This window comes from Pseudomonas sp. TREG-RG-20F-10-E-6-01 (assembly GCF_022662455.1).
Taxonomy (GTDB): Bacteria; Pseudomonadota; Gammaproteobacteria; order Pseudomonadales; family Pseudomonadaceae; genus Aquipseudomonas.
Genome location: NZ_JAKNQP010000001.1, coordinates 83,638 through 107,910, shown reverse-complemented (window position 1 = coordinate 107,910; position 24,273 = coordinate 83,638). Strand labels below are relative to the sequence as shown.

Sequence of the window (24,273 nt, the reverse complement as noted above, 5' to 3'; positions counted from 1 at the left end):
GTATTTTACCGATCATCGGATCCCGCAACGGCGCCGCTTGCGCTACAATCCGCGCCGATTTCGACTTGCCTGAGAGCCCATTCCAATGTCCGTCTGCCAGACTCCTATCATCGTCGCCCTGGATTACCCCACTCGTGACGCCGCACTGAAGCTGGCTGACCAGTTGGACCCCAAGCTTTGCCGGGTCAAGGTCGGCAAGGAATTGTTCACCAGTTGCGCCGCCGAAATTGTCGGCACCCTGCGTGACAAAGGCTTCGAAGTGTTCCTCGACCTGAAATTCCATGACATCCCCAACACCACCGCCATGGCAGTCAAGGCCGCGGCTGAAATGGGCGTGTGGATGGTCAATGTGCACTGCTCCGGCGGCCTGCGCATGATGACGGCCTGCCGTGAAGTGCTGGAACAGCGCAGCGGCCCGAAACCGCTGCTCATTGGTGTGACCGTGCTGACCAGCATGGAGCGCGAGGACCTGGCCGGCATCGGCCTGGATATCGAGCCTCAGGAGCAGGTATTGCGCTTGGCGGCGCTGGCGCAGAAGGCAGGTCTTGATGGTCTGGTGTGCTCGGCGCTGGAAGCCCAGGCCCTGAAGACCGCTCACCCGTCGCTGCAACTGGTCACTCCAGGCATTCGCCCGGCGGGCAGTGCCCAGGATGACCAGCGGCGCATTCTGACGCCGCGCCAGGCACTGGATGCGGGTTCGGACTACCTGGTAATCGGTCGCCCGATCAGCCAGGCGGCGGACCCGGCGAAAGCCTTGGCGGCAGTTGTCGCCGAAATCGCCTGAATATCGCTGAGCTAAAATGTAGGAGCGGGCTTGCTCGCGAAAGCGGAGTGTCAGTCACCGGATGTGTGTCTGATACACCGTATTCGCGAGCAAGCCCGCTCCCACATTTCGATCCACAGTGGTCAGCTGACTTTCAGCACCAACTTCCCGAAGTTCTCGCCGTTGAACAGCTTCATCAGTGTTTCTGGGAACGTCTCCAGCCCCTCGACAATATCCTCCTTGCTCTTGAGCTTGCCCTGCGCCATCCAGCCGGCCATCTCCTGCCCGGCTGCGGCAAAGTTTGCCGCATGGTCCATCACCACAAAGCCTTCCATCCGCGCACGGTTGACCAGCAACGATAAGTAGTTGGCCGGGCCTTTCACGGCTTCTTTATTGTTGTACTGGCTGATGGCACCGCAAATCACCACCCGCGCCTTTAACGCGAGGCGGCTGAGTACGGCGTCGAGGATGTCGCCGCCGACGTTATCGAAATACACGTCCACGCCTTTAGGGCATTCGCGCTTGAGGGCGGCTGGCACGTCTTCGCTTTTGTAGTCGATGGCTGCGTCGAAGCCCAATTCATCCATGAGGAATTTGCACTTGTCGGCGCCGCCGGCGATGCCGACCACGCGGCAGCCTTTGATCTTGGCGATTTGCCCGGCAATGCTGCCCACCGCCCCGGCGGCGCCGGAGATCACCACGGTTTCGCCGGCCTTGGGCGCGCCCGTATCGAGCAGGGCGAAGTAGGCGGTCATGCCCGTCATGCCGAGGGCGGACAGGTAGCGCGGCAGCGGCGCGAGTTTGGGGTCCACCTTGTAGAAGCCGCGCGGTTCGCCGAGGAAGTAATCCTGCACGCCCAGCGCGCCATTGACGTAGTCACCGACTGCAAATTTCGGGTTGTTCGACGCAATCACCTTGCCCACGCCCAGCGCGCGCATCACTTCACCAATGCCGACGGGCGGAATGTAGGACTTGCCCTCGTTCATCCAGCCACGCATGGCCGGGTCCAGGGACAGGTATTCGTTGTGCACCAGCACTTGCCCATCCCCTGGCGTGCCCACCGGCACTTCCTGATAGGTGAAGGTCTCCCGTGTCGCCGCGCCGACCGGGCGTTTGGCGAGCAGGAACTGGCGGTTGGTCTGGGCAGTCATGGCAAAGGACTCTTTAGAAATGAACCCCAAGTGATAGACCTCTAACGGCCTGAGAGCAAGGTTGCGCGAGAGGCGCGAATGCCCGCCGATAGGCCTGGTTGATAGTGAGGCTGGTGGCCTTATCACTGCGATTCATACACAGCCAACCGGCCTTCTGATAGTGCTGACGCGCCCGTCCTGCGGTTGGCTAGACTCGGCCCACGGCTATTTTCCCCACAGGACATCCCCATGAGCATGACGTTTTCCGGCCAGGTCGCCCTGGTCACCGGCGCCGCCGCCGGTATTGGCCGCGCCACCGCGCTGGCATTTGCCGCCGAAGGCTTGAAAGTGGTGGTTGCCGACCTGGACGTGGCGGGCGGCGAGAGCACCGTTGCGCTGATTCAACAGGCGGGCGGCGAGGCGTTGTTTGTGCGCTGCAACGTCACGCTGGAAGCCGATGTGCAGCAGTTGATGGCGCAGACTGTCGCCGCCTATGGTCGGCTGGACTACGCCTTCAACAATGCCGGGATCGAGATCGAGAAGGGCAAGCTGGCCGACGGCAGCCTGGATGAGTTCGACGCGATCATGGGCGTTAACGTCAAGGGCGTGTGGCTGTGCATGAAACACCAATTGCCGCTGCTGCTGGCCCAAGGCGGCGGAGCGATCGTCAACACCGCTTCGGTGGCGGGGTTGGGGGCAGCGCCGAAGATGAGCATTTATGCGGCGTCCAAACATGCCGTGATCGGCCTGACCAAATCGGCGGCCATCGAATACGCGAAAAAGAAAATCCGCGTGAATGCGGTGTGCCCTGCGGTGATCGACACCGACATGTTCCGGCGTGCCTATGAAGCCGACCCGCGCAAGGCTGAGTTTGCCGCCGCCATGCACCCGGTCGGGCGCATCGGCAAAGTCGAGGAAATCGCCAGTGCGGTGCTGTACCTGTGCAGCGACGGTGCCGCGTTCACCACGGGCCAGGCGTTGGCGGTGGACGGTGGCGCGACGGCCATCTAGGACTCGGCGCCACTGCCTATTCGAAAAGGCCAGGGGCGCTGTGGGGCGTTTCCAGGGCTGGCACAAGGCCTCGTCAGAATGTGTATCAGTAGGTAAATAATCCAATAAAATCAATACTTTAATAAATTTCGGCGACAGGTCGAACCCGGCTTCTGTGCTTAACTGTTTGGGGTTGAATAACAGACAGTTGAAGTGAGTGGCTCATGGATTTAGGCATCGATCGACAGGCCCTTGTACCGGTGGTGCAGCAAATCGTCAGCGCGGTGGCGCAATGGATTCGCACGAGCGGGGCAAGCCCCGGCACCCGCTTGCCATCCATCCGGCAATTGGCCCTCGACAACCTGCTCAGTCAATCCAGCGTCATCGAAGCCTTTGAGCGAATGGTGGCGCAGGGGGTGTTGGTGGCAAAACAGGGCTCGGGGTTTGTAGTGGCCCAGCCGCCGGTTTCCCTTGAAAGCCACTGGTATGAAGGCGCCGAGCTGGGCTGGGGCGCCTATGTCGATGGCCCGTTGGGCGAGTTGAAACTGGGTTGCGGCTGGCTGCCGGACGCCTGGCGCGAAAGCGATGACATTTGTTACGCCATACGCGAGGTCAGCCGCACCGACACCGCCGGGCTGTTCAACTACAGCACGCCGCTGGGGTTGCCGGCACTGCGTGAGCAACTGCTCAAGCGCCTGACGCAGATGAAAGTGCCCAGCAGTCTCGACTGTATACTCACCACCCATGGCGCCAGCCATGCACAGGACCTGCTCATACGGACGTTGCTCAAGGCCGGCGATACGGTGGTGGTCGAGACGCCCGGGTATGCCAACCTCTACCGTCAGTTGGAGCGCCACGGCGTCACGCTGCTGCACGTCCCGCGCACGCTGGGCGGCCCGGATATCCCGGTGTTGGAGACGTTGCTGAAAAGCCATCGCCCCAAGTGCCTGTTCATCAACTGCCTGTATCACAACCCGACCGGTACCAGCCTGTGCCGCGTCGTGGCCGAGCGCCTGCTGCAATTGGCGAGCAGCGAAGACTTCCTGATTGTCGAAGAGGACGTCTACGGCGACTTGCAGCACGCCAGTTGCACACGGCTGTCGGCGCTGCCCCATGACGGTCGGGTGATTTATATCTCGAGTTTCTCCAAGACCCTCAGCAGTGCCCTGCGCGTGGGGTATCTGAGCGCCAGCGCAGCGATTATTGCGCCAATGGTGACGCTCAAAACGCTGACAGGCATCGGCACGTCGCGGTTTGCCGAGGCGGTGCTGGCCACGCTGCTGGCCAATGGCACCTACCGGAAGTGGGTGCAGCGCCTGCGCAAGCGCTTGAACACACAAATGGCCGCGACCCTGCAGGTGCTGGAGGACGAGGAGTGGGAGGTGTTCGCCGTGCCCGCCGGGGGCCTGTTTGTGTGGGCCCGGCCCGGCAGGGGCGATCATTCACGCTTGCTGGCCTGCGCCCGACGGCTCGGTGTGTTGTTGTCGCCAGGGGCGCTGTTCAATCCCAAAGGCGAACACAGCGACTGGCTGCGCATCAACGTGGCCTATGCTGCTGACCAGCGGGCGCTGGCGTTGTTCCGTGCCATGGGGCCTGCCAGATCGACCTCGACCATTCTGAAAACGACGGGCATGTAGCTTTTTGCCATTATTGTGGCGCCAACGTCTTGTGCCGCTGGCTCGTCGTTGCGAATCTCGCTGCATGGAAACCGGGCTCGATGGCATCTGCCATTGCAAGAGGATTCAAGTGCAATGATTTCAGGCGTGCAACGACGTTTCGCCAACCTCGGTATGGCGAAGAAACTGGGCTTGGGTTTCGCTTTGGTGCTGCTGTTGACGGCGCTGGTGGCGGCCATTGGCGTGTGGTCCCTGCAAACCGTTGGCCAGCGTTTTGAAGGCCTCAAGGCCATGTCATCGCTCAACAGCGGCTTGCTCAAAGTGCGCCTGATCGAGCAGGACTATGCGCTGCACGCCGACCCCAAGTCTGTCGATGCCCTGCATGAAAGTGTCGATGCACTGGCGGCGATGGCCGCCAGCCTCAAGGCTCGGTCAGCCACGAATGTGCCAGTGATGGGCGATGTCGAGCAGGCGTTGGCGGCGTATCGCAAGGCATTCGACGAGTTTGTCGAACTGACCCAGACCAAGGACCTGGCGCTGGAAATGGCCAGTTGGTCGGTGTCCAGTGTGGCCAATAACCTCGATGTGCTGCAGGCCGGCCTGGCCGACGATGGCGCCTATGGCCTCAAGGAAAGCCAGGGCAAGGACGGCGCCGAGTTTATCGAGCAGGCCGGTCAGGTTAGCCAGGTCTCGCGGCTGATGTTGCAAGCCATGAATGAAGCGCGCGTGCGCCTGGATCAGAGCCGCAAGGCCGATGCCGACAACGCCGAGCAAGGCAAGATCGAACAGGCTGACCAGGCTTTGGCGCAAGTCGAGCAGTTGAAAACCTCGGTCAAGGATGCGGGTTACCAGACCGTGCTCAATGAAGTCTCCGGGCATATCTCGGCATTCAGCGAAAAACTCGGCGAGTACACCGGGCTGCTGGCCCAGGAAAAAGTCGTCTACAAGCAGTTGCATGACCGCGCCGACCAAGTGGTCAGCCGGGTCAACCAGGCGTACGACGCCGAAGACCAGTCCATGCAGGCGCAATTGAAGAAAAGCGCGTTGTTGATCATCGGCTCCTCAGCCCTGGCGCTGCTGGTGGGCTTGATCGCGGCGTGGGTGATTACCCGGTTGATCGTGGCGCCGCTGCGCACGGTGATCGCCGTGGCCCAGCAGATTGCGTCCGGCGACCTGAGCGGGCGGATGGAAGTCAGCCGCCGCGATGAAATCGGCCAGTTGATGCAGGCGATGCAGCAGATGGGCAGCGGCCTGAGCCAGATGGTCAGCGGGCTGCAAGCGGGCATCGAACAATTGGCCAGTTCGGCGCATTCACTGTCCAGCGTCACTGAGCAGACCAATGTTGAGGTCAGCAGCCAGAAGGAAGAGACCGAACAGGTTGCCACGGCAATGAACCAGATGACCGCCACGGTGCACGACGTGGCGCGTAACGCCGAAGAGGCCGCGCAAGCCGCGCAGACCGCCGATGACAAGGTCGACAGCGGTCAGCAAGTGTTGCGCCAGAGCCTGCAACGGATTGAATTGCTCGCGTCCTCCAGCACCAGTGCCAGCGCGAGTATCGAAAGCCTGAGCGCGGAAATCCAGAATATCGGCACGGTACTGGGCGTGATCAAAAGTGTGGCCGAGCAAACCAATCTGCTGGCCCTTAACGCCGCCATCGAAGCCGCCCGCGCCGGCGAGCAGGGCCGAGGGTTTGCAGTGGTGGCCGATGAAGTGCGGGCGTTGGCCAAGCGTACGCAGCAATCGACCGAGGAAATCGAGCGTCTGGTCAGTACGTTGCGCAGCGCGGCGCAGTCGTCGGTGCAGCAGATCCAGCAGAGCGGCGAGCTGGTGAAGTTGGCGGTCAGCGATGCGCTGGAAACGGAGAGCGCGCTGGGCAGCATTGCTGCGGCGGTGTCATTGATCCAGCAAATGAATCAGCAGATTGCCGCGGCGGCCGAGGAGCAGAGCTCGGTGGCCGAAGAGATCAATCGCAGCGTGACCAGCATTCGTGCGAGCGCCGATCAGTCGGCGTTGAGCATGCAGGGCAATGCCGCGTCGAGTATCCAGCTGGCGCAGTTGGGGGCGGAGCTCAAGGGCATGGTGGGGCACTTCCGCCTTTGATCGCAGCGGGTGAGCCGCGATCAAAGGGGAGGGCGCCGATCAGGCGTGGTTGGCGAGGAAGGTCAGCAGCGCTTCATTGACGAAGTCCGGGTTTTCCCGGGCCGAGATATGCCCCGCGTCGGGAATCAGCGTGAGGCTGCAGCCAATCAGTTCAGCCATTTCCTGTGATTCGGTGGGCGGCCGCGGTTTGTCCTGCTCGCCGCACATCACCAGCGTGGTGTCCGAGTCCAGGCGGGGCAACTGGTCCAGAATGTTCTCGCGGCTGAAGATCAGGCGGCCCAGTGGCACGATGCTGTTCAGCAGGCGCTCTTTGGGTAAGGCCTGCAACGCCTTGCGAAAATCCTGGTACAGGGCCGACTCGCGGTCGATGCCAGGGCGGAAGAAAATCGGTGCAACCACATCCAGCAACGGCTCGGGGATGGCGCCGGCGTCTTCGATCATCTTGAACAGCGAGAAGTAATACTGGCGCGTGGCGTCGGGCTCGGCGCCCAGGTAGGTGTCCATCAGCACCACGCTGTTGAAGCGCGCCGGTGCCAGCAACGCCAGGCGCGCGCCCCACATGCCGCCGACCGACAGGCCGACCAGATTGATTTGCGCGATATCCAGCTGATCCAGCAGCGCCAGGGCCTGGCGCGCGAGGTCGTCGAGGGAGCGGGTTTGCGTCGGCAGCGGGCCGGACTCACCGTGGCCCCACAGTTCCGGCACGATCACGCGATACTGTTGCGACAAGGCTTCAATTTGCGGGGCCCACATGTCGCGGTCCCACAGGTAACTTGAACCCAGCAGGACGACCGGGCCGGTGCCCTGGTCGACATAGTGCAGCGGTTGTCCATCAATCACGGCAACAGGCATAGCGGGCCTCTAACTTCACGGAGTGAGGGGCACTTTTTTACGCTAGTCGGGGGCGGGCGGATAGATGCAAAGTGATGGCATGTGGCGACCCGAGGTCGCCACATGGGCAGGCGATCAGTCGTAGATGACTTTCTTCTTCCATTCGGCGTCGGCGTCGACGACTTTCAGGCCTTCGGTCAGTTCGTTGACTTCGTCTTCGGCCGGCTTGCTGTTGGTCAGCACCGTGGAGTTGGCGCGGGCCAGTTGCGATTCCAGCAATTGCAGTTGTGCACTGTAGAGCACCGGCTCCGGCTGTTTGCGCAAGTACTGCACGCCACGCTCGAACGCCAGGCGTGCCTGGCCAGGCTGGCCTTGCTGCAGGGCGTGCTGGCCCAGGTTGTTGAAGAACTCAATGTGCAGCAACACCAGGATATGGCGAATTTCCTTGATCCAGTGCTTGGCTTCGTTGGTCGGCAGAAAACCGTCCTGGGCGGCACGGGTCACTTGACCGTGCAGCGCCTCGAGCAGGAAACGCACGTCCTTGGCCTTGGCTTCGGTCTGGATCGGCGCGGGCGGGTTGGCCACCGGGATCGATTCGCCTTGGCCGATCAGCGCGTTCAGCTCAGCGATCCGCGCCTTGAGCGGCGCGCTGGACTTTCTGAGGTTCAACAGGCGCTGGGTGACGTTGAGTTCCAGGCGAGTCAGCAACAGTTTGAGTTTCGGGGTCATCAACTGGCCGGGGAACGTCTCGGTGATCTCACCGCAACGACGCAGCCGATCGTTAAGCTCGATTTCGGTGCGCTGCTTTTCCAGTTTGTTGTTTTCCACCACGTGGTTCATGTAGCCAATGGCGATCAGTATTACGATCCCGGCTATTACCAGCAGGGTGATCATGAGTGGTGTCACCGGTGTGACCTCTTTATAGGGTTTGCTGTGGAGTGTAGTGACTGGACCATCCGACGGATAGGATTGTTCGACCAGTTGCCCAGGTAGTTTCTTCTATATAGGTAGCGTTCCCTGCGTGGATGCACATTGCCATCATTTGCCTGGGCGAACTATAGCGCCTTGTCGGGCGCCAGAATATAGGCGTCAAAGCCCGGACGGGCACAATGCCCGCAAAGGCCTGGAAAGCAGGGCGAAGTCATTGATTTAAATAAATTTATCCTTGGGGGTTGACGACCTTTCAATCCATCCATAGAATGCGCGCCACTTACAGCGTAAAGCACACAGCGAAACGCGGTAGGGAGTGAATGTTGTACGTGTGTCCCCTTCGTCTAGTGGCCTAGGACACCGCCCTTTCACGGCGGTAACAGGGGTTCGAGTCCCCTAGGGGACGCCATATGCGGGAATAGCTCAGTTGGTAGAGCACGACCTTGCCAAGGTCGGGGTCGCGAGTTCGAGTCTCGTTTCCCGCTCCAAATTTAAGCAGTGTGGCCTTCGGGCGACACTGAGTGAAACCAGGGCATAATCTTCGGATTTAATCTCTGGGCACTGAAATACACACCATGTGTTTCAGTAGCGTGTCCCCTTCGTCTAGTGGCCTAGGACACCGCCCTTTCACGGCGGTAACAGGGGTTCGAGTCCCCTAGGGGACGCCATTTGCGGGAATAGCTCAGTTGGTAGAGCACGACCTTGCCAAGGTCGGGGTCGCGAGTTCGAGTCTCGTTTCCCGCTCCATATTTAACGAAAACGCCGATCAGTGATGATCGGCGTTTTTGTTCGTGTCGCTTTTTTGCCTGCAAAACACACCACGCGTGTAGGCCATGTGCTGATGTGCGTAGGAATAGTCTGTAATCAATGTCGGGTAGCTGTGTACCTGTTCCGCTGTCTCTACTCTGGCCAGCCCATTTTCCTTGTTTACTTCAAAGGACTGTCCAGATGCTTCAGCTCGATTTCTATTCAACCCTGGTCGCTGCCTCCCTGGTGCTTTTATTGGGCCGTTGGCTGGTGGCCCGGATCGGCTTTCTACGCGCCTACAGCATTCCGGAGCCGGTAGCCGGCGGCCTGTTGGTTGCCGCTCTGCTGCTGGCGTTGCGTGCGCTGGCGGATGTCGAAGTTCGCTTCGACACATCCTTACAAACTCCATTGATGCTGGCGTTTTTCGCCACGATTGGCCTGAACGCAGATTTCGCCAGCCTGAAGCGAGGCGGGCGCGTGCTGGGTATTTTCCTGCTGGTCGTGACGGCCCTGTTGGTGGTGCAAAACGCCATGGGCATCGCGTTGGCCAAGGCGCTGGGGCTTGATCCATTGATGGGCTTGCTGGCGGGCTCCATCACCCTGTCGGGTGGGCACGGCACGGGCGCCGCATGGGGCGCGGTGTTCAGTGAGAAGTACGGTGTGGCCTCCGCGTCTGAACTGGCGATTGCTTCGGCGACCTTTGGTTTGGTGCTCGGGGGCTTGATTGGTGGCCCGGTCGCGCGTCTGTTGATCAAGCGCGTCCAGGTGCCTGGCGTTGAACACTCGCAGCCGCGGCGGCCCAAAGGCTTTGAGCGCCCCGATCAGGAACGCATGATCACCTCGTTTTCCTTTATCGAAACCCTGGCCCTGTTGGCGATCAGCCTGCAGGTTGGCACGTGCCTGAGTGGTGTCATCCAAGGCACCGCCTTCGAGTTGCCCACCTTTGTCTGCGTGCTGTTTGTCGGCGTGGTGCTGCGCAATGGCTTGTCGGCGCTGGGTTGGCATCAGGTGTTTGAGCGCGAAGTGTCGCTGCTGGGTAATGTCAGCCTGTCGTTGTTTCTCGCGATTGCCTTGATGTCGCTCAAGCTCTGGGACCTGGCGGCGCTGGCGTTGCCGATCGTCATCCTGCTGGCGGCACAGGCGCTGTTGATGGCCCTGTTCGCGATTTTCGTAACGTTTCGGGTGATGGGCAGCAACTACGATGCGGCGGTGCTGGCGGCCGGGCATTGCGGTTTCGGATTGGGCGCGACACCCACCGCCATTGCCAATATGCAGGCGGTGACACAACGCTTCGGCCCCTCGCAGATTGCCTTTCTGGTGGTGCCGATGGTGGGGGCGTTTTTCATCGACATCACCAATGCGGTGGTGATCAAGCTGTTCCTCGCGCTGCCGTTTCTCGGCACGGCGGGCTGAGGGCCGCGCCTTCAGTTCACCGCGTAGACGTCCTGTTTTGGCATGAAGAAACGCGCAAAGAGTTCGGACTGGGACTTGATGTTCAGCTTGGTGTAAATGTTGCGCCGGTGCACTTTCACCGTTTCTGTCGACAGGAACAGTTTGCCGGCGATTTCTTTGTTGGAGAACCCGCTCAACAGCAACTTGAGCACGTCCTTTTCACGCGTTGTGATCTGGCTGCCCAGTTGAACAATTGCCTGCGACCAGGGCGGTGTCTCATTGAGGTTTTTTTCAACGTCGATCTCAAAGCACATACGCTGGTGCATCAATGCCAAAACCCAAGGCTTGATGATATCCAGTGTGGTGATCTGTTCCGGGCTGTAGCGCACGTTACTGCCAAATGAAATACACAGCGTCCTGTCCTCATCGAGCTGAACGTTGTACTGCACCTCATCCACCGAGACGTACTGGGCGAAATACTGATGGTAATACTCAGTGGTTAGAAAGTGCTCCGGCGCTATGTCTGACAGGTGAAAAAAGCCACTCTGCGGGTTTTCCCGGTTGGCAATGTAGAACGGGTCCAACAGGTACAGCCCTTTGAGGTAGCGCTGAGTCAGGGCATCCACCTCCTCGGCATCGGCCACTTCAGTAAAGCTGATGACGTTGACTTGTTGGTCGCTGAAAACCAGGACAACCCAGTTGTCGATCTGCACATATTCATTCAACACGCGAACCAGCGAGCTCCAGAAAGCCGGGCGATTGAGCTCCATGATCAGCTTGCCGGCCGATCGGTGCCAGGCCAGGTTATGAAGGTCGAGTGACATGTTCTACCCCTTTAGGGTTAGGCGTTCATAGGCGCGAGCTAAGTACTTGTAGGTATTTACTATTCAACGACGCCGAGTATATTCACCTCCCAGCGGATGCAGGCCATGAAGGCCTGTCGTTTTTGACAAGGATAGTTATATGAGTCAATCACATTTGCGAGCCATTTTTTTGGCCTCGCTTGTCTGTGTGGGTATCAGCGCGCCCGCAGCGGCGGCGCAACCTCAGGTGAATCTGTACAACTGGTTCGGGTTGATCGCGCCAGAGACGCCCAAGGAATTCGAGCAAAAAACCGGCGCGCGCATGCACGTGGATGCCTTCGACAGCGCCGAGATCATGCAGAGCAAAGTCATGGCCGGCCGCACGGGCTATGACGTGGTTGTCGCCACTTCCAATGTCCTGCCCGGCCTGATCAAGGCGGGCGTGCTTGCACCGCTGGACCGCAACCAACTGAGCAACTTCTCCCACATCGACCCAGAGATGTTGGCGCTGCTTTCGGTGAATGATCCGGGCAACCGCTACGCCGTGCCTTACCTGTGGGGCACCACCGGGATTGGCTATGACGTTGATAAAGTCAAAGCCGCGTTGGGTGATAACGCCCCGGTGGACAGCTGGGACTTGATCTTTAAAGAAGAAAACATCAGCAAGCTCAAGTCCTGCGGCGTGGCGATGCTCGACTCGCCCAGCGAGGTCATTTCGATCGCGTTGAATTACCTCGGCCTGCCGAGCAACAGCCAGAACCCTGAGGATTACCAGAAAGCCCAGGCGCTACTGTTGAAAATCCGTCCCTATATCCTCTACTTCGACTCATCCAGAACCGACGCCGACTTTGCCGATGGCAATATTTGTGTGGTCGTGAGCTGGGCGAGCGGGGCGCTGACGGCGCAGGCCATCAATGAGAAAAACAACACCGGGCGCAAAATTGCCTACAGCCTGCCGCGTGAGGGTGGGTTGGTGTGGTCGGAAAACTTTGTGCTGCTCAAAGATGCGCCCCATGCCAAGGAAGGTCTGGCGTTCATCAATTACATGCTTGAACCGCAAGTGATTGCCAAGAGCTCGAACCACACGCTTTACCCGAACGCTAACAAGGACGCCACTGAGTTCGTCGAGCAGAAGCTGCGCGACAACCCGTGGATTTATCCTGACAAGCATACGGTTGCCACCCTTGTTCCGCTTGAACCACTACCGTTGAAGTTGGAACGAATCCGCACGCGCGTATGGACCAAGGTCAAGAGCGGTACGTAAACCCGCTGGGTATTCATCTTTATTGGCGGAGGGCTTACATGGCTATTTGCAAAAAAACCAAAGCCGACACTTATCAATTAGTGACGCTGATAAAGATGGTTGAGGCCTATGAGGCGCAAAGCACCCACGGCCTTACGTCACTGGGTAATCAAGAACAACTGCTGAACCGCATCGAGGCATTGCTCCATAAACATGATGGGGGAGTCGCTCGACGAAAGTCGATCAGCGCCGGCGTATGCATGGGGCCATAACGTCCCAGCGTTATCCGTCGGCAGACCAAGGGGCTGTCGCAGCGTTTTCAGGGAGGAGAAAAATCATGCGCCAAGCGGCTGACCCATACGTTTTGAAGCCGGACGAATACCAGGCCTACAAAGACATCGAAGAACAGATCGGCCATTGCACGCCCGAGCAAGCCTGGGCGATGTATTACGTCTCGAGCGGGATGGTGCGCGAGTTCATCACGCTGGCGGTGATGGAGCATATCGGTCGCGGCAATCGGGCGCTGTTGCTCGAGTTTCCCGACCTTGCCCGGCTTCAAAACAGCGGCCATGGCGCGCTCTAGGTGGTGTTGATGCATGCGTGTGATCAACGCCTGCTCATCACCCGCGCCAACCGCAGCGTGGCTTCCCGGATCTCATCCCGATCAAGCGAGGCGAACCCCAGGCGCAGGGCATTTTCCGGCACATTCAGCGGTGAAAACTGACGCGCACTGCGCACCACCACGCCCTGGCCCCGGGCTGCGGCGAGCAACTGATCGACGTCGGTTTCATCCTGGAAGCGAACCCAGAGGGCCAGGCCGCCTTCTGGCTCTCGCACCTGGATTCGATCGCCGAATGCGCTGTGCAAACAGCTGTGCAGCACCTCTCGACGCGCCACGTATTCTTTCGAAACACGGCGCAGGTGCTTCTTCAATTCCCCCTGATTGATCAGGTCCGCGAGCATTTTTTGTGCAACTGCGTCGGTGTCGCCTACCACCAGTGCTGCGCTGTTCTGCAGCACCTCAATCACGCTGGCCGGAGCCACCACATAACTGCAGCGAAACGTCGACCCCAACGCCTTGGATAACGAGCCGATGTAGATCACATGGCGTTGCGCGCCATCACTGGCCAGCGGCAAATAGGGCCGCCCGTTGAAGTGATATTCGTGGTCGTAGTCTTCTTCGATCACGCAGAAATTGTGCTGCGCCGCCAACGCCAGCAGGTGTTGCCGACGGGCCGCATGCAGGCTCACCGTGGTGGGAAACTGGTGGTGCGGCGTGAGGTAAATCATCCTTACATCATGTGCGTGGCATAACCGCTCGATGTGGTCCGTGCGACAGCCTTCATCGTCCATATCGACGGTGATCAAGTGCGCGCCGAGCTTGCGGAAAATTTCCCACGCTGGCGGGTAACTCAGGCGTTCCACCAGCACCACATCACCGGGTTTGATCAGCAGGCTGGCCGTCAGGTACAGCGACACCTGTGTGCCGGGCGTGAGGCAGATATTCTCGGCGCTGACTGTTAGCCCGCGATTGTTGCGCAGCATCTCTGCCAGCGCGCAACGCAATTCATAGCCGGTGCCCTCGCTGCCGTAGCGCACCGAGTTGGACGCAAAACTGCTGCGCAGGGCATTGCGGTAATAGCGGTGTAAAACGGCCTGGGGCAGCAAGCGGTGGTCGCAGGCACCGTTATCGAAAAACAGTGCGTCATGCCGATGCTGCAGCGCGATGACTTGGGCATTCTGCTCGAAATACGGCACCACTGGCTGCGCCAGCAGTGGTGGCGCAAAGGAGTGCTGCGCGCGGCTGGACGCGGGCGTTGGCGCCAATTGCGCATTGACGAACGTGCCCCGGCGCGGCTCGCTGATCAGCCAGCCTTTGGTTGACGCTTCCTCGTAAGCCAGGATCACCGTCTTGCGGTTGACGTCGAGTATCTGCGCCATTTCCCGTGTGCCCGGCAGCAGCGTGCCAGGCGGCAGCCGTCCTTCGAGGATGGCCTGCACCAGGCCTTCGGCAATCTTGCGATAGGACGCCTGGGGCGTGCGCTCGTCGAGCTTGAGCAGCGGGCGCCATTTACGCATCTGGACCATGTGAAGTATCCAAAACTGGAGGTTTTAATGGGCCTAGTCTAGCGCAACAATCAAGCCTCACTGACCCCGAGGTGCTTATGAACACACGCCATGTCATCGAACTCGCCCCCTCGGGGAAAACCTTTGAAGCCGGTGACGAACTGTTGCTCGACGCGATGCTCGCCAGCGGCTTGTCTGTGCCGTTCTCGTGTCGGCGCGGCGCCTGTGGTTCGTGCAAGGTGGTGGTCACGCAAGGCCACTACCGCGCCAAGCAGCTGGCGCCGGGCGCACCCGCGCCGTGCTACCCGCTGGCAGCGAATGAAATGCTCTTGTGCCAAAGCCACGCCTGCGCCGACATGCGCCTGGAGATTCCCGGTTGGTCGCTGGACACACCTGCGCTGGTGGTCGAGGCGACGGTGCTGAGCAAGCGTGCCCTGAGCCCCGACATCATTGAGTTGGTGGTGATGCCGGACAGGCCGTTGGCCGTGCGGCCGGGCCAGTACCTCAAGTTCCGCCTGGTCGATGGCGACTCGCGCTGTTTCTCGATCGCCAACCTGCCGGCCGACGGCGATGGGCGCCTGGTGTTTCAGATTCGCCGGGTGCGCGGCGGGCTTTTTTCCGAGACCCTTCTGGACAGCCTTGAGGCTGGCGATCTGTTGGCGCTGGAGGGGCCTTTTGGCGCCTGCACCTGGCAGGACGATGACGATTCGCCTGTGGTGCTGTTCGCCACAGGCACCGGCTACGCGGGTATCAAGCCGATCCTGCTGAGCGCGTTGAAGCAGGATGTGGAGGTGACGTTTTACTGGGGCGGCGCGCAGGCGACAGACTTTTACGACCGCGCATTTCTGGATCAGGCGGTCATCGACCATCCGCGTTTTCACTGGCACCCGGTATTGGCAGCGCAGGGCAGAGTGCAGGAAGTGGCGCTCAGCCATGGGCATCGTTGGGAGGCGGCTCAGGTGTATGCCTGTGGCAACGGCGGCATGATCAGCCAGGCGCGTGCCGATTGCCTGGAAGCGGGTTTGCCGAGCCATCGTTTTGTCGCCGAAGCGTTTGTGCCCAGTGGCCAGTCGAGCGCCGACACGCTGCTCAATGGACTGAATGAAACCTGGGAAAAAGTCGGCCCTCGGTACTCGCTGGACGGCATGCTCGCCGCCCGTGAAAAAACCATCCGCGCCCTGGCAGCGATTGCCAGCCAGCTCAAAGTCGGCATGACCACCGGGGAGGCCCTCGACATGGCCGCCGAGCAATTGCAGGCCATGGGCGCCTCCCACACCTGGCACCCGACGTACATCCGTTTTGGCGACGACACGGTTCGCCCGCCCAGGGAAGGCATTGACCCACTGCGCACGCTGCGTGCCACCGATATCGTGGTGGTCGACCTCGGCCCGGTGTGGGACGGCTATGAGGGCGACTATGGCGACACCTTCGTCTTCGGCGAGTCAGCGCTGCACCGCGATTGCTTCAAGGTCTTGCATGAAGTGTTCGATGAAACCCGCGAGGCCTGGATACGCGGCCTGACCGGCTGTGAACTCTATGACTTTGCCGAGGAGCGGGCCGTTTTCAAGGGCTGGCGGTTGTCGCGCAACCTGGCCGGCCACCGTATTGCGGATTTCCCCCACGCCTTGTTCGGCAACCAGGAATTGGCCGCGCTTGAGATCACGCCGAGTGAAATGGTGTGGGTGCTGGAGATCCAGCTCTGCCACCCCACCGAGCCGGTCGGCGGGTTCTTTGAAGATATCCTTATGCTTGAGGCTTGAAGGGCTACAGCGCAGCCCGCCATGGCCGCGGGTTGCGAAGCCTGGTAGGCCATTTCCCTGTTTTGCATGAACTTTGTGAGCGTTGTCCGCTCATACAGCCATTGGCCATCAAGGCGATTCTTGCTGCTCAAGTGCCGTTCTGGTGCTTGATGCGCCGGCAGGAAAATTTCACAAAGACGCGAAATGGAAGTGTTTTTCCGGCCAAGGGAGTCTCTGGCCCGTTTTGGCACGTTGTACTCAACACGATAGGGACATCACCTGTGAAATATGCAATCTGCGCCACCTTGCTGCTGTTACTGACCGGCTGTCTGACCATGTCGGGTGAATACACCGTGACGGCTCAGGACGCCTCCGGCGCCCCGTTAACCAAGCTCGGCACGTTCACCGCCGAGGGCCATAACATTTACCCCATACGCAATGCGTTCTGCCTTAATGCGCCGGGGGCGACGGTGATCATTCGCGATGCCCGGACCGGCGAAGAACTGCGCAGCGAAAGCCCTTATCACTGCCGTTAGGCCTCAAAAAAAGGATTTCCATGAGAGCGTTTCTGATAGCCGGCCTGGCCGTGGCCGTGAGTGGCTGCGGCAATATTTCCAATATCCGTGCTTACAACACGCCCTATGTTGAACCCACAGCAGGGGATACCGCACGCTTGCGCGTGATCACCAATGGCATGGCGCGTGGTGTGCCGGGCCGTGATTGCATCGACTGGCGTGTGCCTGGCGCCGGGGTGATGGCCGTGTCCGAATCCGGCTTTGCGGGTCAGAATAATGGCCACAGCCTGGGCATGCCCGAGAGCAACCGCCGGGTGGAGGCGCAAGGCTCGGCGCGTAGCGAACTGAAGGTGCCGGCGAACAAGCCTTTTGCCATGAACTTCCAGAGTGAGGGCTATGTGTCTGGCGGCAATGCCTATAGCTGCAGGCAGAGCTTTCACTTCACCCCCAAGGCCGGGCAAGATTACGAACTGATCCTGCTGGACGGTGGCCAGTGCCTGATTGCGTTGCAGCGCCTGAACCCGACGGGGAAACCGGAGAACGTGCCGGTAGAGAAGGCCAAGCTGTGCAATGCGATGGATATGTTTTAGGCCGCAAGCCAGGCCTGTTTAACCACAACGCCGATCAATCTTGATCGGCGTTGTGGTGTTTACCTTGGCTTATCAGAGCTTCGGCAGTTGCCCCACACGGCCCATCATTTCCGTGACGATCTGCAGGTCCAGCAAGAACTGCTCGACGGTCTTGAACTCACCGTCGGTGTGCCCGGTGTACTTCACGTCCGGCTTCGCCAGGCCGAATTGCACGCCATTGGGTAGCTCATGCACGGAGGTCGCACCGGCCGACGTGCCGAACGTGTGCTCCATGCCGAGGTTTTCGCTGGCCACGGCCAGCAGGGCTTTGACCCACTCACCTTCAGGGTTGCGGTACATCGGCTCGGCCACCGAGTAAGTGACGTTCATCGCCACGTTGGTGTGCTTGTCCCAGGCGCTGATTTTCTCTTCGATTTCAGTTTTGAGCACCTCCGGCGATTTGCCTTTGGGGATGCGCAGGTTCACCGCCAGCTTGAAGGCTTTGTCATCCTGGCCGACAAACGTCAGCGAGGTGGTCAGTGGCCCCATGAACGCATCGGAGAAGCCCACACCCAACTTGCCGCCCAGGTAATCCAGGCCCCAGTTGTCAGCCGCATAGTGTGCAGCATCGGTGATGTGGTTGTGCTTCAGCGCGATCTTGCCGTCAATGCTGTGGATCAGCTCCAGCATGCGTGCGACCGGGTTGACGCCCGCTTCCGGCTCGGAGGAGTGCGCCGACACACCGGTGAGCGTCAACTTGACCTCTTTGCCGACCACCTTGGCCGTTACGTCGAAATTGCCGCCATTTTGCTTGACGTAGTCAGCACCGGCTTTCTGCAGGCTGGCGGCCAGTTCAGCAGGCTTATCGCTGAGCAGGGTGGCGACCGAGGCCGACGGAATCTGGTTGGTGGCCATGCCGCCGGTCATTGAGATAATTTCCGCGCCTTTGCCAGTGCCTTTGCGCACCGGGAAGCTCGCCATGACGGTGCCGTAGCCTTTCTCGGCAATCACGACCGGGTAGCCGCCATCCAGCGCCAGGTTGTATTGCGGCACCGGGTTATGTTCGAAGTAATAGGGGATGGCGTCGCCCATGGTTTCTTCAGTGGTGTCCACCAACAGCTTGAAGTTGCGTGCCAGCGGCAGCTTCTCTTCCTTGATCACCTTCATGGCGTACAGGGCGACCACGATGCCGTTTTTGTCATCCTCGGTGCCGCGACCATACATGCGATCGCCAATCAGCGTGACCTTGAACGGGTCGAGCTTGGTACCGTCCTTGAGCACCCAGTTTTCCGGGGTCACCGGCACCACGTCGGCGTGGGCGTGAATGCCGACGACTTCATCGCCGCTGCCTTCCAGCGAAATTTCGTACACGCGGTTGTCGATGTTGCGGAAGTTCAGGTTGAAGGCTTTGGCCAGGCTCTGGATCTTGTCGGCGATCTTGAGGAATTCCGGGTTCTTGTACTGCGGCAGGCCGTCGACGTTGAAGGTCGGAATTTCGACCAACTCGCGCAGGGTTTCGAGCGCGGCTTTGCCGTATTTAACGCGGGTGTAAATACCCAGCAGGCGGTTGATTTCGTTCTGCTGGTCGGCGGTCAGGGTTTTGTTGGCCAGGAAGGCGTCGATGGCCGGGCCGACATCATCGGTTTTCGCCAGGTCGCTCTTGGCCAGGGTGCCGAGGAAACCACGGAAATCGGTGGCTGGGGTTTCGCTGAAATGTTTGATAATGGTCGCGCTTTGTTCAGCGCTGATGTTGGCGAATGCGGGTGTGGCAATGGCCGAGAAGCTGGCCGCGAACAGGGTGGCAGCCACCAGTTTTTTCAGTGGGAAGTGCATGACTAGAGGCATTCCTTTGCAAAAGAGGAGTGGGGAAATTTCTGATCGAAATGTCAGAAACAATTTCACACACTACCATCACCAAGGAGTGGTAGGGGAGACCCGGATCAGGGAAATGTCCTACCTCGGTAGTTGAGCCACCAAGCATCAAATGTGGGAGCGGGCTTGCCCGCGAAGGCGGTGTGTCAGCCAGCGCCTGCGTTAACTGACACGCCGCTATCGCGGGCAAGCCAGCTCCCACATTGTTTTTTTTCGTACGAAGAATCGAGTTCAGCTCACGGCTTGCCAGGATGCGGGTCCGGATACTGCGCCGCTACAGCCAGTGGCTTGGCATACGGGCCATCCCACAATTGCGCATGCATCAACACTTCCAATTTGATCCACCAAAATTCAAATGTGGGAGCGGGCTTGCCCGCGAAGGCGGTGTGTCAGCCAGCGCCGACGTTGACTGACACGCCGCTATCGCGGGCAAGCCCGCTCCCACATTGTTTTTTTGCGTAGGAAAAACCGAGTTCAGCTCAAGGCTTGCCAGGATGCGGGTTCGGGTACTGCGCCGCTACGTCCAGTGGCTTGGCATACGGGCCATCCCACAATTGCCCATGCATCAACACTTCCAATTTGAACCACCAAAATTCAAATGTGGGAGCGGGCTTGCCCGCGAAGGCGGTGTGTCTGCCAGCGCCTGCGTTAACTGACACTCCGCTATCGCGGGCAAGCCCGCTCCCACATTGTTTTTTTGCGTAGGAAAAACCGAGTTCAGCTCAAGGCTTGCCAGGATGCGGGTCCGGGTACTGCGCCGCTACGTCCAGTGCCTTGGCATACGGCCCATCCCACAATTGCGCATGCAGCTCGCCCACCCGCTTGGCCATCGACGCGTCATGCATCACCACTTCCAGGTTGCGCGAGTTATCCAGATACCCGCCCAGCCAGTTGCTGGTGCCGATCCATGCTACTTGCCCGTCAATTTCCATGGTCTTGCTGTGGATCACTCGCGCGTAAGGGATAAACCCTTGCTTGGCCTGCGGCAGGGTGACGATTTTGACCTCTACGTTGGGCAGCACGGCCAGGCTTTTGAGGTAGGGCAGTTCCAGCGAGTCGGTGTTCCAGTTGGACACCATCAGCTTGATCGACACCCCACGCGCGGCGGCGGCGCGCACGGCGTTGTCGATCACCGCGTAGTAGGGGCGGGTTCGGTCCGGCCCGTAGGACAGCGGCGCGTAGTCGAGCAGTTGCACGCGCACTTCTTTCTTGGCCTCGCTCAACAGGCGCGGCAGTTCCAGCTGTGAATCGCCTACGCCGGGCGGGTTGTAGCGTTGCGGGCTGGCCACCAGATAGTTGCCGGTGCGTGCCGGCTCCTGGCCCGCAGCCGGCAGCGGCACGGCTTGCTTATCTGCAAGCGCGGCCTGGGCCTGCCAGTCCTGATTGAAGATCGCCTGCACCTGGCTGACCACGGTGGCATCACTGATGCGCAAGCCGGTTTCATGGATATGTTCCAGCGAACGCCAGTCGAAATTCTGGCTGCCGATAAACGCCTGCTTGCCGTCCACCACCATGTACTTGGCGTGGATAATCCCGCCGCTCAGTTGCCCGTACGAGAGCACGCGAAAGGTCAGGTTGGGAATCGCGCGCAAGCGCTCCAGGGTAGAAGCCTCCGACAGCCGAATGCCTTTTTCCTCAAGCAAAAAGCGAATCTTCACACCACGTTTGCCGGCAGCTTCCAGGTGTTCAATGACCTTGTCCATCACCGAGCCGGGATGGTCGGCGAAGTAGAACTGGCCGATATCAATGCTGTTTTTTGCGCCATCAAACAACGCGATCCACACCGGCCCCGGCTGGCGCAAATCGGCCGTGCCCAGCGTGGTATCCACCGGCACGGTGTGCACCAGCTCAAAGCCCGGAATTGAAAAGTCCGCCTGGGCCAGCGGACTGAGGAGCAAGCCAGCGAGGCCTGCGATACGCAACTTTATCGATAGGGACATACACGTCTCACCGGACAAAAAGAATGGCGGGCGCATTGCGCGCCCGCCCAATGGTCACGCCGTGCGGCTGTGCAGTGGCGTGGGCACCAGGTGCGGCACTTCATTGTGTACGCGGGCACCGGTGGCGGCGCGGATCAGCAGGATTTTCAGCTGGTCGTTGATGCGCTCCAGGCTGTCCTGGAAGAAGTTGTGGAACACCACGCAGAACAGCGCGATGGCGATACCCAAGCCGGTGGCGAACAACGCCGTCCCGATGCCACCGGAGATCTGGCCTGGGTCGGATACGCCGGCACTGGCCAGCGCCTTGAAGGTGTCGATGATGCCCAGGATGGTGCCCAACAGGCCGAGCAGCGGCGCGGCGGTGGTGATGGTCTCGATGATCCACAGGCTGCGCGACAGCGGCGCGCGGGTCTTCAGGTACTGGGTTTCGATTTCGTCGTCCAGATCCTTGCGCGAACCCTGAGAAGCCTTTTGCGCCAGCACCGGCAGCACCATGTTCAGTGGCAGGCTGTCGCGACGGGTCAGGCTTTGCGGCAAGTCGCGCTCGCTGTGCACATTGGCGCCCAGCACCTCGGTCAAGGCCCGCGCCTGGCGGCGCACGTAGGCGAAGTAAATGCCGCGTTCGATGGTGATGAAAATCGCAATCGCCATGGCGGCGTACATCACATAAAAGGTGATGTCGTGAAGCAGGTTCATGTCCATGATCTATAGCCTCGCAGTTAGAAATTCGCTTCCAGGGAAACAGTGACGGTACGGTCCAGGCCAACGATGTAGGCCGGGTCGCCATCGCGGAAACCGCTGTAGCTCGCCGCGTTGGTTTTGGTGGTGTACACGCCGTCCAGGTACTTCTTGTCGAACAGGTTGTCGACGTTCAGGCGCAGGGTCGCGTCCTTGACGACTTTCTTGTCCACGGGCAGGTAGATACCGGCGCCGAGGTTGAAAATGGTGCGCGCAGAGATGGCTTCGTCGTTGGTCAGGTCGCCATAAAGTTTGCTGGTGAACTTGCCGCCGAAGGTGCCGTAGAAGCGCCCGTCGTCATAGCCGACGTTGGCCGCCAGCATATTGGTCGGCACGTTGGCGAACTGCTTGCCGCTGGTGGGCAGCACAATCGGTTTGCCGGCGCTGAAGACGGTCAGGTCGTCCTGCTGCTTGGAGCTGGTGTAGGTGTAGGAGGTGTAGTAATTGAAGTTGTGCGCCAGCTTGCCGCTCCACTCCAGTTCCAGGCCTTTGTTGATCACGGTGCCGGCGTTGATGTCGGCCGAGTCCCCATTGCTGTCCAGGGACGTGAGCTGGCGGTTCTTGAACTGCATGTAGAACAAGGTGGCAGCGAGGGTCATGTCTTCGCCGGTGTAGCGCCAGCCCAGTTCCTGGTTCCAGCTCAGTTCCGGCTTGGAGTCCAGCGAGCCGACGCCTTTGTCGTACAGCACGTAGTTCTGCGGAATGCGCATGTTGCGTGACAGGCTGTAGAACAACTGATCACGCTCGTCGAGCTGGTATTTCAGGCCGGCATTGGGCAGCAATTTGTTGTAGGTCTGGTCAGCTTTGCCCGGTTGCTCGGTGAGGCTGCCGTGGTTGGTGCCTTCGCGCTCGACGTTCATGTAGGCAAGGCCGGCGATCAGGGTCCAGTCCGAATTGATGTACCAGGTGTCCTGGGCCCAGACTTTTTGCGCCGGCGTCACGGTGTAGCGATCGCGGCCCTGTACGGTATTGCCGTTGGCATCGACCACCGAGTCGCCATCCGGCCAGGTGTCGCTGGGCTTGCCGCTGTTTTTGAGGGCAATGAACGGCTGGGTCTGGCTTTGGCGCGCGCGTTCGTACCAGTAGCCGAATTGCAGGCTGTGATCACCCAGGTCCCAGTTGAGTTTGGTGGTGATGCCAGGGCGCCAGGTCTGTGTGCGCGAAGGGCGGTAGTAAACGCCCGTGGTGGACGAACCGTCGGCGTTGTACTGGGCCTGCGTTGGCAGGTTGCCGAGGTCGAAAACGCCGCCCTTGTTCGAGCCGCTGTTGAGCGCATAAGCGGGGGAGCCCACGCCGCTGCCGTTGCCGTAGTAGTAATACGGGATCACCGACAGCGCCAGGTTGTCGCTCAGCTTGTACTGGGTGTTGAGCACGGCGGTAAAGGTCTGGAACGGGTTCTGCGCCAGGTCGTAGTAGCTGCTGATCTTGCCGTTGGCGCCCAGCGCCGGCTTGGCCGGGTACGGGTCATATTTGCGGCCGAACTGCTGGAACTGCGCCTTGGTCAGCTGGCTGTAACTGTTGTTGTCCTGCTCGTGGTACTTGAGGATCAGGTTGGCGGTGTTGCCGTTGCCGGCGTCGAAAAAGCTGTTCCACTCCACCTTGTCCGCACGCACCGCGCCCGAGCCACGCCACATCTGGCCTTCGGTGTGCGAGGCCGACAGCCAGTTACTCAGGCCGTTGACCTCACCGGTGTTGAGGCGCGCAAAGGTCTTGCGCGTGGCATTGCTGCCCACCACTTGTTTGACGAAGGCCCCGGTTTCCTTGGTCGGGCGGATGGTCACAATGCCGATGTTGCCGCCGCTGGAACCGATATGCGGGCCATCCGCTTCCGACGAGCCCTGGGTGACGAAGATCTGGTCGATGTTTTCCGGATCGCCCAGCAGGTTGGAATACAGCGCGTAGTTGCCGGAGTCGTTGATCGGCATGCCATCGACCGACATACCGACCTGGTCGGAGTTCATGCCGCGCATGGTGAAGCGAAAGCCCGACAGACCGGTGTTGTCCTCGCTGGAAATGTTCAGGCCCGGCGTGTACTTGAGCTTGTCGATGGCGTTGCCGGTGGCGGTTTGCTTGTCCAGCGCTTCCTTGGTGATGGTCGAGCGGCCCTTGGCGCTCTCTTCCTGGACCATGTAACCGCCCCCCGCGGTTGCCTTGCCCCCCTGTATTCCAATCGTGCCGACGTCACTGTCATTGGTATCGGCCATGACCACTGCGTGGCTCATGCTAGTCGCGGCAACGAGTGCCAGATGAATACGGGTGAACCTCATCACTGTCGTCCTGGTGTC

The 24,273-nt window shown here is 60.1% G+C and carries 20 protein-coding genes and 4 tRNA genes; 15 read left to right on the top strand and 9 right to left on the bottom strand.

The genetic code is table 11. The features are described from left to right. Positions 1–85 precede the first annotated feature (85 nt). On the top strand, positions 86–784 hold the full coding sequence (gene pyrF / locus L8K08_RS00565; RefSeq protein WP_017734306.1) for an orotidine-5'-phosphate decarboxylase: 699 nt from the start codon (positions 86–88) through the stop codon (positions 782–784). A gap of 122 nt (positions 785–906) precedes the next feature. Here pyrF and L8K08_RS00560 read toward each other — a convergent pair whose 3' ends face one another. Further along, on the bottom strand, positions 907–1,914 hold the full coding sequence (locus tag L8K08_RS00560; RefSeq protein WP_242193679.1) for an NADP-dependent oxidoreductase: 1,008 nt from the start codon (positions 1,912–1,914) through the stop codon (positions 907–909). Between the two features lie 228 nt (positions 1,915–2,142). Between L8K08_RS00560 and L8K08_RS00555 the strand changes: the two genes are divergently transcribed. The 3 genes from L8K08_RS00555 to L8K08_RS00545 all read left to right on the top strand — a co-directional run bounded on the left by L8K08_RS00555 (position 2,143) and on the right by L8K08_RS00545 (position 6,602). Next, positions 2,143–2,904 carry an SDR family oxidoreductase gene (locus tag L8K08_RS00555; RefSeq protein WP_145164936.1) on the top strand — a complete coding sequence of 254 codons (762 nt, stop codon included), beginning with the start codon at positions 2,143–2,145 and terminating at the stop codon, positions 2,902–2,904. Positions 2,905–3,107: 203 nt separating this feature from the next. Further along, on the top strand, positions 3,108–4,520 hold the full coding sequence (locus L8K08_RS00550; protein WP_242193677.1) for a PLP-dependent aminotransferase family protein: 1,413 nt from the start codon (positions 3,108–3,110) through the stop codon (positions 4,518–4,520). A gap of 114 nt (positions 4,521–4,634) precedes the next feature. Beyond that, positions 4,635–6,602 carry a methyl-accepting chemotaxis protein gene (locus L8K08_RS00545; RefSeq protein ID WP_242193675.1) on the top strand — a complete coding sequence of 656 codons (1,968 nt, stop codon included), beginning with the start codon at positions 4,635–4,637 and terminating at the stop codon, positions 6,600–6,602. 39 nt (positions 6,603–6,641) lie between these two features. Here the strand turns inward: L8K08_RS00545 and L8K08_RS00540 are convergent, their stop codons facing one another. Further along, complete coding sequence (locus tag L8K08_RS00540; RefSeq protein WP_242193673.1) at positions 6,642–7,454, bottom strand: alpha/beta fold hydrolase; 813 nt, start codon at positions 7,452–7,454, stop codon at positions 6,642–6,644. Between the two features lie 114 nt (positions 7,455–7,568). Further along, positions 7,569–8,327: a hypothetical protein gene (locus L8K08_RS00535; RefSeq protein WP_242193671.1), complete on the bottom strand. Its 759-nt coding sequence runs from the start codon at positions 8,325–8,327 to the stop codon at positions 7,569–7,571. Between the two features lie 369 nt (positions 8,328–8,696). On the opposite strand from L8K08_RS00535, the gene L8K08_RS00530 reads away from it, so the two are divergent. The 5 genes from L8K08_RS00530 to gltS all read left to right on the top strand — a co-directional run bounded on the left by L8K08_RS00530 (position 8,697) and on the right by gltS (position 10,523). Then, positions 8,697–8,772: transfer RNA gene (locus L8K08_RS00530), tRNA-Glu, on the top strand. Positions 8,773–8,775: 3 nt separating this feature from the next. Further along, positions 8,776–8,851 (top strand) — tRNA-Gly (locus L8K08_RS00525). A gap of 104 nt (positions 8,852–8,955) precedes the next feature. Further along, positions 8,956–9,031: transfer RNA gene (locus L8K08_RS00520), tRNA-Glu, on the top strand. Positions 9,032–9,034: 3 nt separating this feature from the next. Further along, positions 9,035–9,110, top strand: a tRNA-Gly gene (locus L8K08_RS00515). A 201-nt stretch (positions 9,111–9,311) separates the two neighbouring features. Further along, positions 9,312–10,523 carry a sodium/glutamate symporter gene (gene gltS / locus L8K08_RS00510; protein ID WP_145166081.1) on the top strand — a complete coding sequence of 404 codons (1,212 nt, stop codon included), beginning with the start codon at positions 9,312–9,314 and terminating at the stop codon, positions 10,521–10,523. Between the two features lie 11 nt (positions 10,524–10,534). Here gltS and L8K08_RS00505 read toward each other — a convergent pair whose 3' ends face one another. Then, positions 10,535–11,326, bottom strand: a complete 792-nt coding sequence (locus L8K08_RS00505) for a helix-turn-helix transcriptional regulator (protein ID WP_242193670.1) — start codon at positions 11,324–11,326, stop codon at positions 10,535–10,537. Between the two features lie 139 nt (positions 11,327–11,465). Here L8K08_RS00505 and L8K08_RS00500 point away from each other — a divergent pair, with 139 nt between their 5' ends. The 3 genes from L8K08_RS00500 to L8K08_RS00490 all read left to right on the top strand — a co-directional run bounded on the left by L8K08_RS00500 (position 11,466) and on the right by L8K08_RS00490 (position 13,131). Continuing rightward, the gene (locus L8K08_RS00500) at positions 11,466–12,569 is read left to right on the top strand and encodes a polyamine ABC transporter substrate-binding protein (protein WP_242193668.1); all 1,104 of its coding nucleotides are present in this window, start codon (positions 11,466–11,468) and stop codon (positions 12,567–12,569) included. 38 nt (positions 12,570–12,607) lie between these two features. Further along, positions 12,608–12,820 carry a hypothetical protein gene (locus tag L8K08_RS00495; RefSeq protein ID WP_242193666.1) on the top strand — a complete coding sequence of 71 codons (213 nt, stop codon included), beginning with the start codon at positions 12,608–12,610 and terminating at the stop codon, positions 12,818–12,820. 65 nt (positions 12,821–12,885) lie between these two features. After that, positions 12,886–13,131 (top strand): hypothetical protein, encoded by a 246-nt coding sequence (locus L8K08_RS00490; RefSeq protein ID WP_145166078.1) that lies wholly within the window; start codon positions 12,886–12,888, stop codon positions 13,129–13,131. 23 nt (positions 13,132–13,154) lie between these two features. Here L8K08_RS00490 and L8K08_RS00485 read toward each other — a convergent pair whose 3' ends face one another. Next, positions 13,155–14,636, bottom strand: coding sequence for a PLP-dependent aminotransferase family protein (locus L8K08_RS00485; protein WP_242193663.1), 1,482 nt, complete (start codon positions 14,634–14,636; stop codon positions 13,155–13,157). A gap of 77 nt (positions 14,637–14,713) precedes the next feature. Here L8K08_RS00485 and L8K08_RS00480 point away from each other — a divergent pair, with 77 nt between their 5' ends. The 3 genes from L8K08_RS00480 (at position 14,714) to L8K08_RS00470 (ending at position 17,459) form a co-directional block, all read left to right on the top strand. After that, entirely contained in the window at positions 14,714–16,375 is a 1,662-nt protein-coding gene (locus L8K08_RS00480) for an NAD(P)H dependent flavin oxidoreductase family protein (protein ID WP_242193661.1), read from the top strand. A 260-nt stretch (positions 16,376–16,635) separates the two neighbouring features. Continuing rightward, on the top strand, positions 16,636–16,890 hold the full coding sequence (locus L8K08_RS00475; protein ID WP_242193659.1) for a hypothetical protein: 255 nt from the start codon (positions 16,636–16,638) through the stop codon (positions 16,888–16,890). A gap of 20 nt (positions 16,891–16,910) precedes the next feature. Next, positions 16,911–17,459, top strand: a complete 549-nt coding sequence (locus L8K08_RS00470; RefSeq protein ID WP_145166074.1) for a hypothetical protein — start codon at positions 16,911–16,913, stop codon at positions 17,457–17,459. 72 nt (positions 17,460–17,531) lie between these two features. On the opposite strand, the gene L8K08_RS00465 is transcribed toward L8K08_RS00470, so the two are convergent. From L8K08_RS00465 to L8K08_RS00450, 4 genes are all read right to left on the bottom strand, one after another. Then, positions 17,532–19,271, bottom strand: a complete 1,740-nt coding sequence (locus tag L8K08_RS00465; RefSeq protein ID WP_242193656.1) for a dipeptidase — start codon at positions 19,269–19,271, stop codon at positions 17,532–17,534. A 761-nt stretch (positions 19,272–20,032) separates the two neighbouring features. Continuing rightward, positions 20,033–21,250, bottom strand: coding sequence for a phospholipase D-like domain-containing protein (locus tag L8K08_RS00460; protein WP_242193654.1), 1,218 nt, complete (start codon positions 21,248–21,250; stop codon positions 20,033–20,035). 54 nt (positions 21,251–21,304) lie between these two features. Continuing rightward, on the bottom strand, positions 21,305–21,952 hold the full coding sequence (locus L8K08_RS00455; RefSeq protein WP_145166071.1) for a MotA/TolQ/ExbB proton channel family protein: 648 nt from the start codon (positions 21,950–21,952) through the stop codon (positions 21,305–21,307). A 17-nt stretch (positions 21,953–21,969) separates the two neighbouring features. Further along, positions 21,970–24,255, bottom strand: coding sequence for a TonB-dependent receptor (locus L8K08_RS00450; protein WP_242193652.1), 2,286 nt, complete (start codon positions 24,253–24,255; stop codon positions 21,970–21,972). Positions 24,256–24,273: the final 18 nt, after the last annotated feature.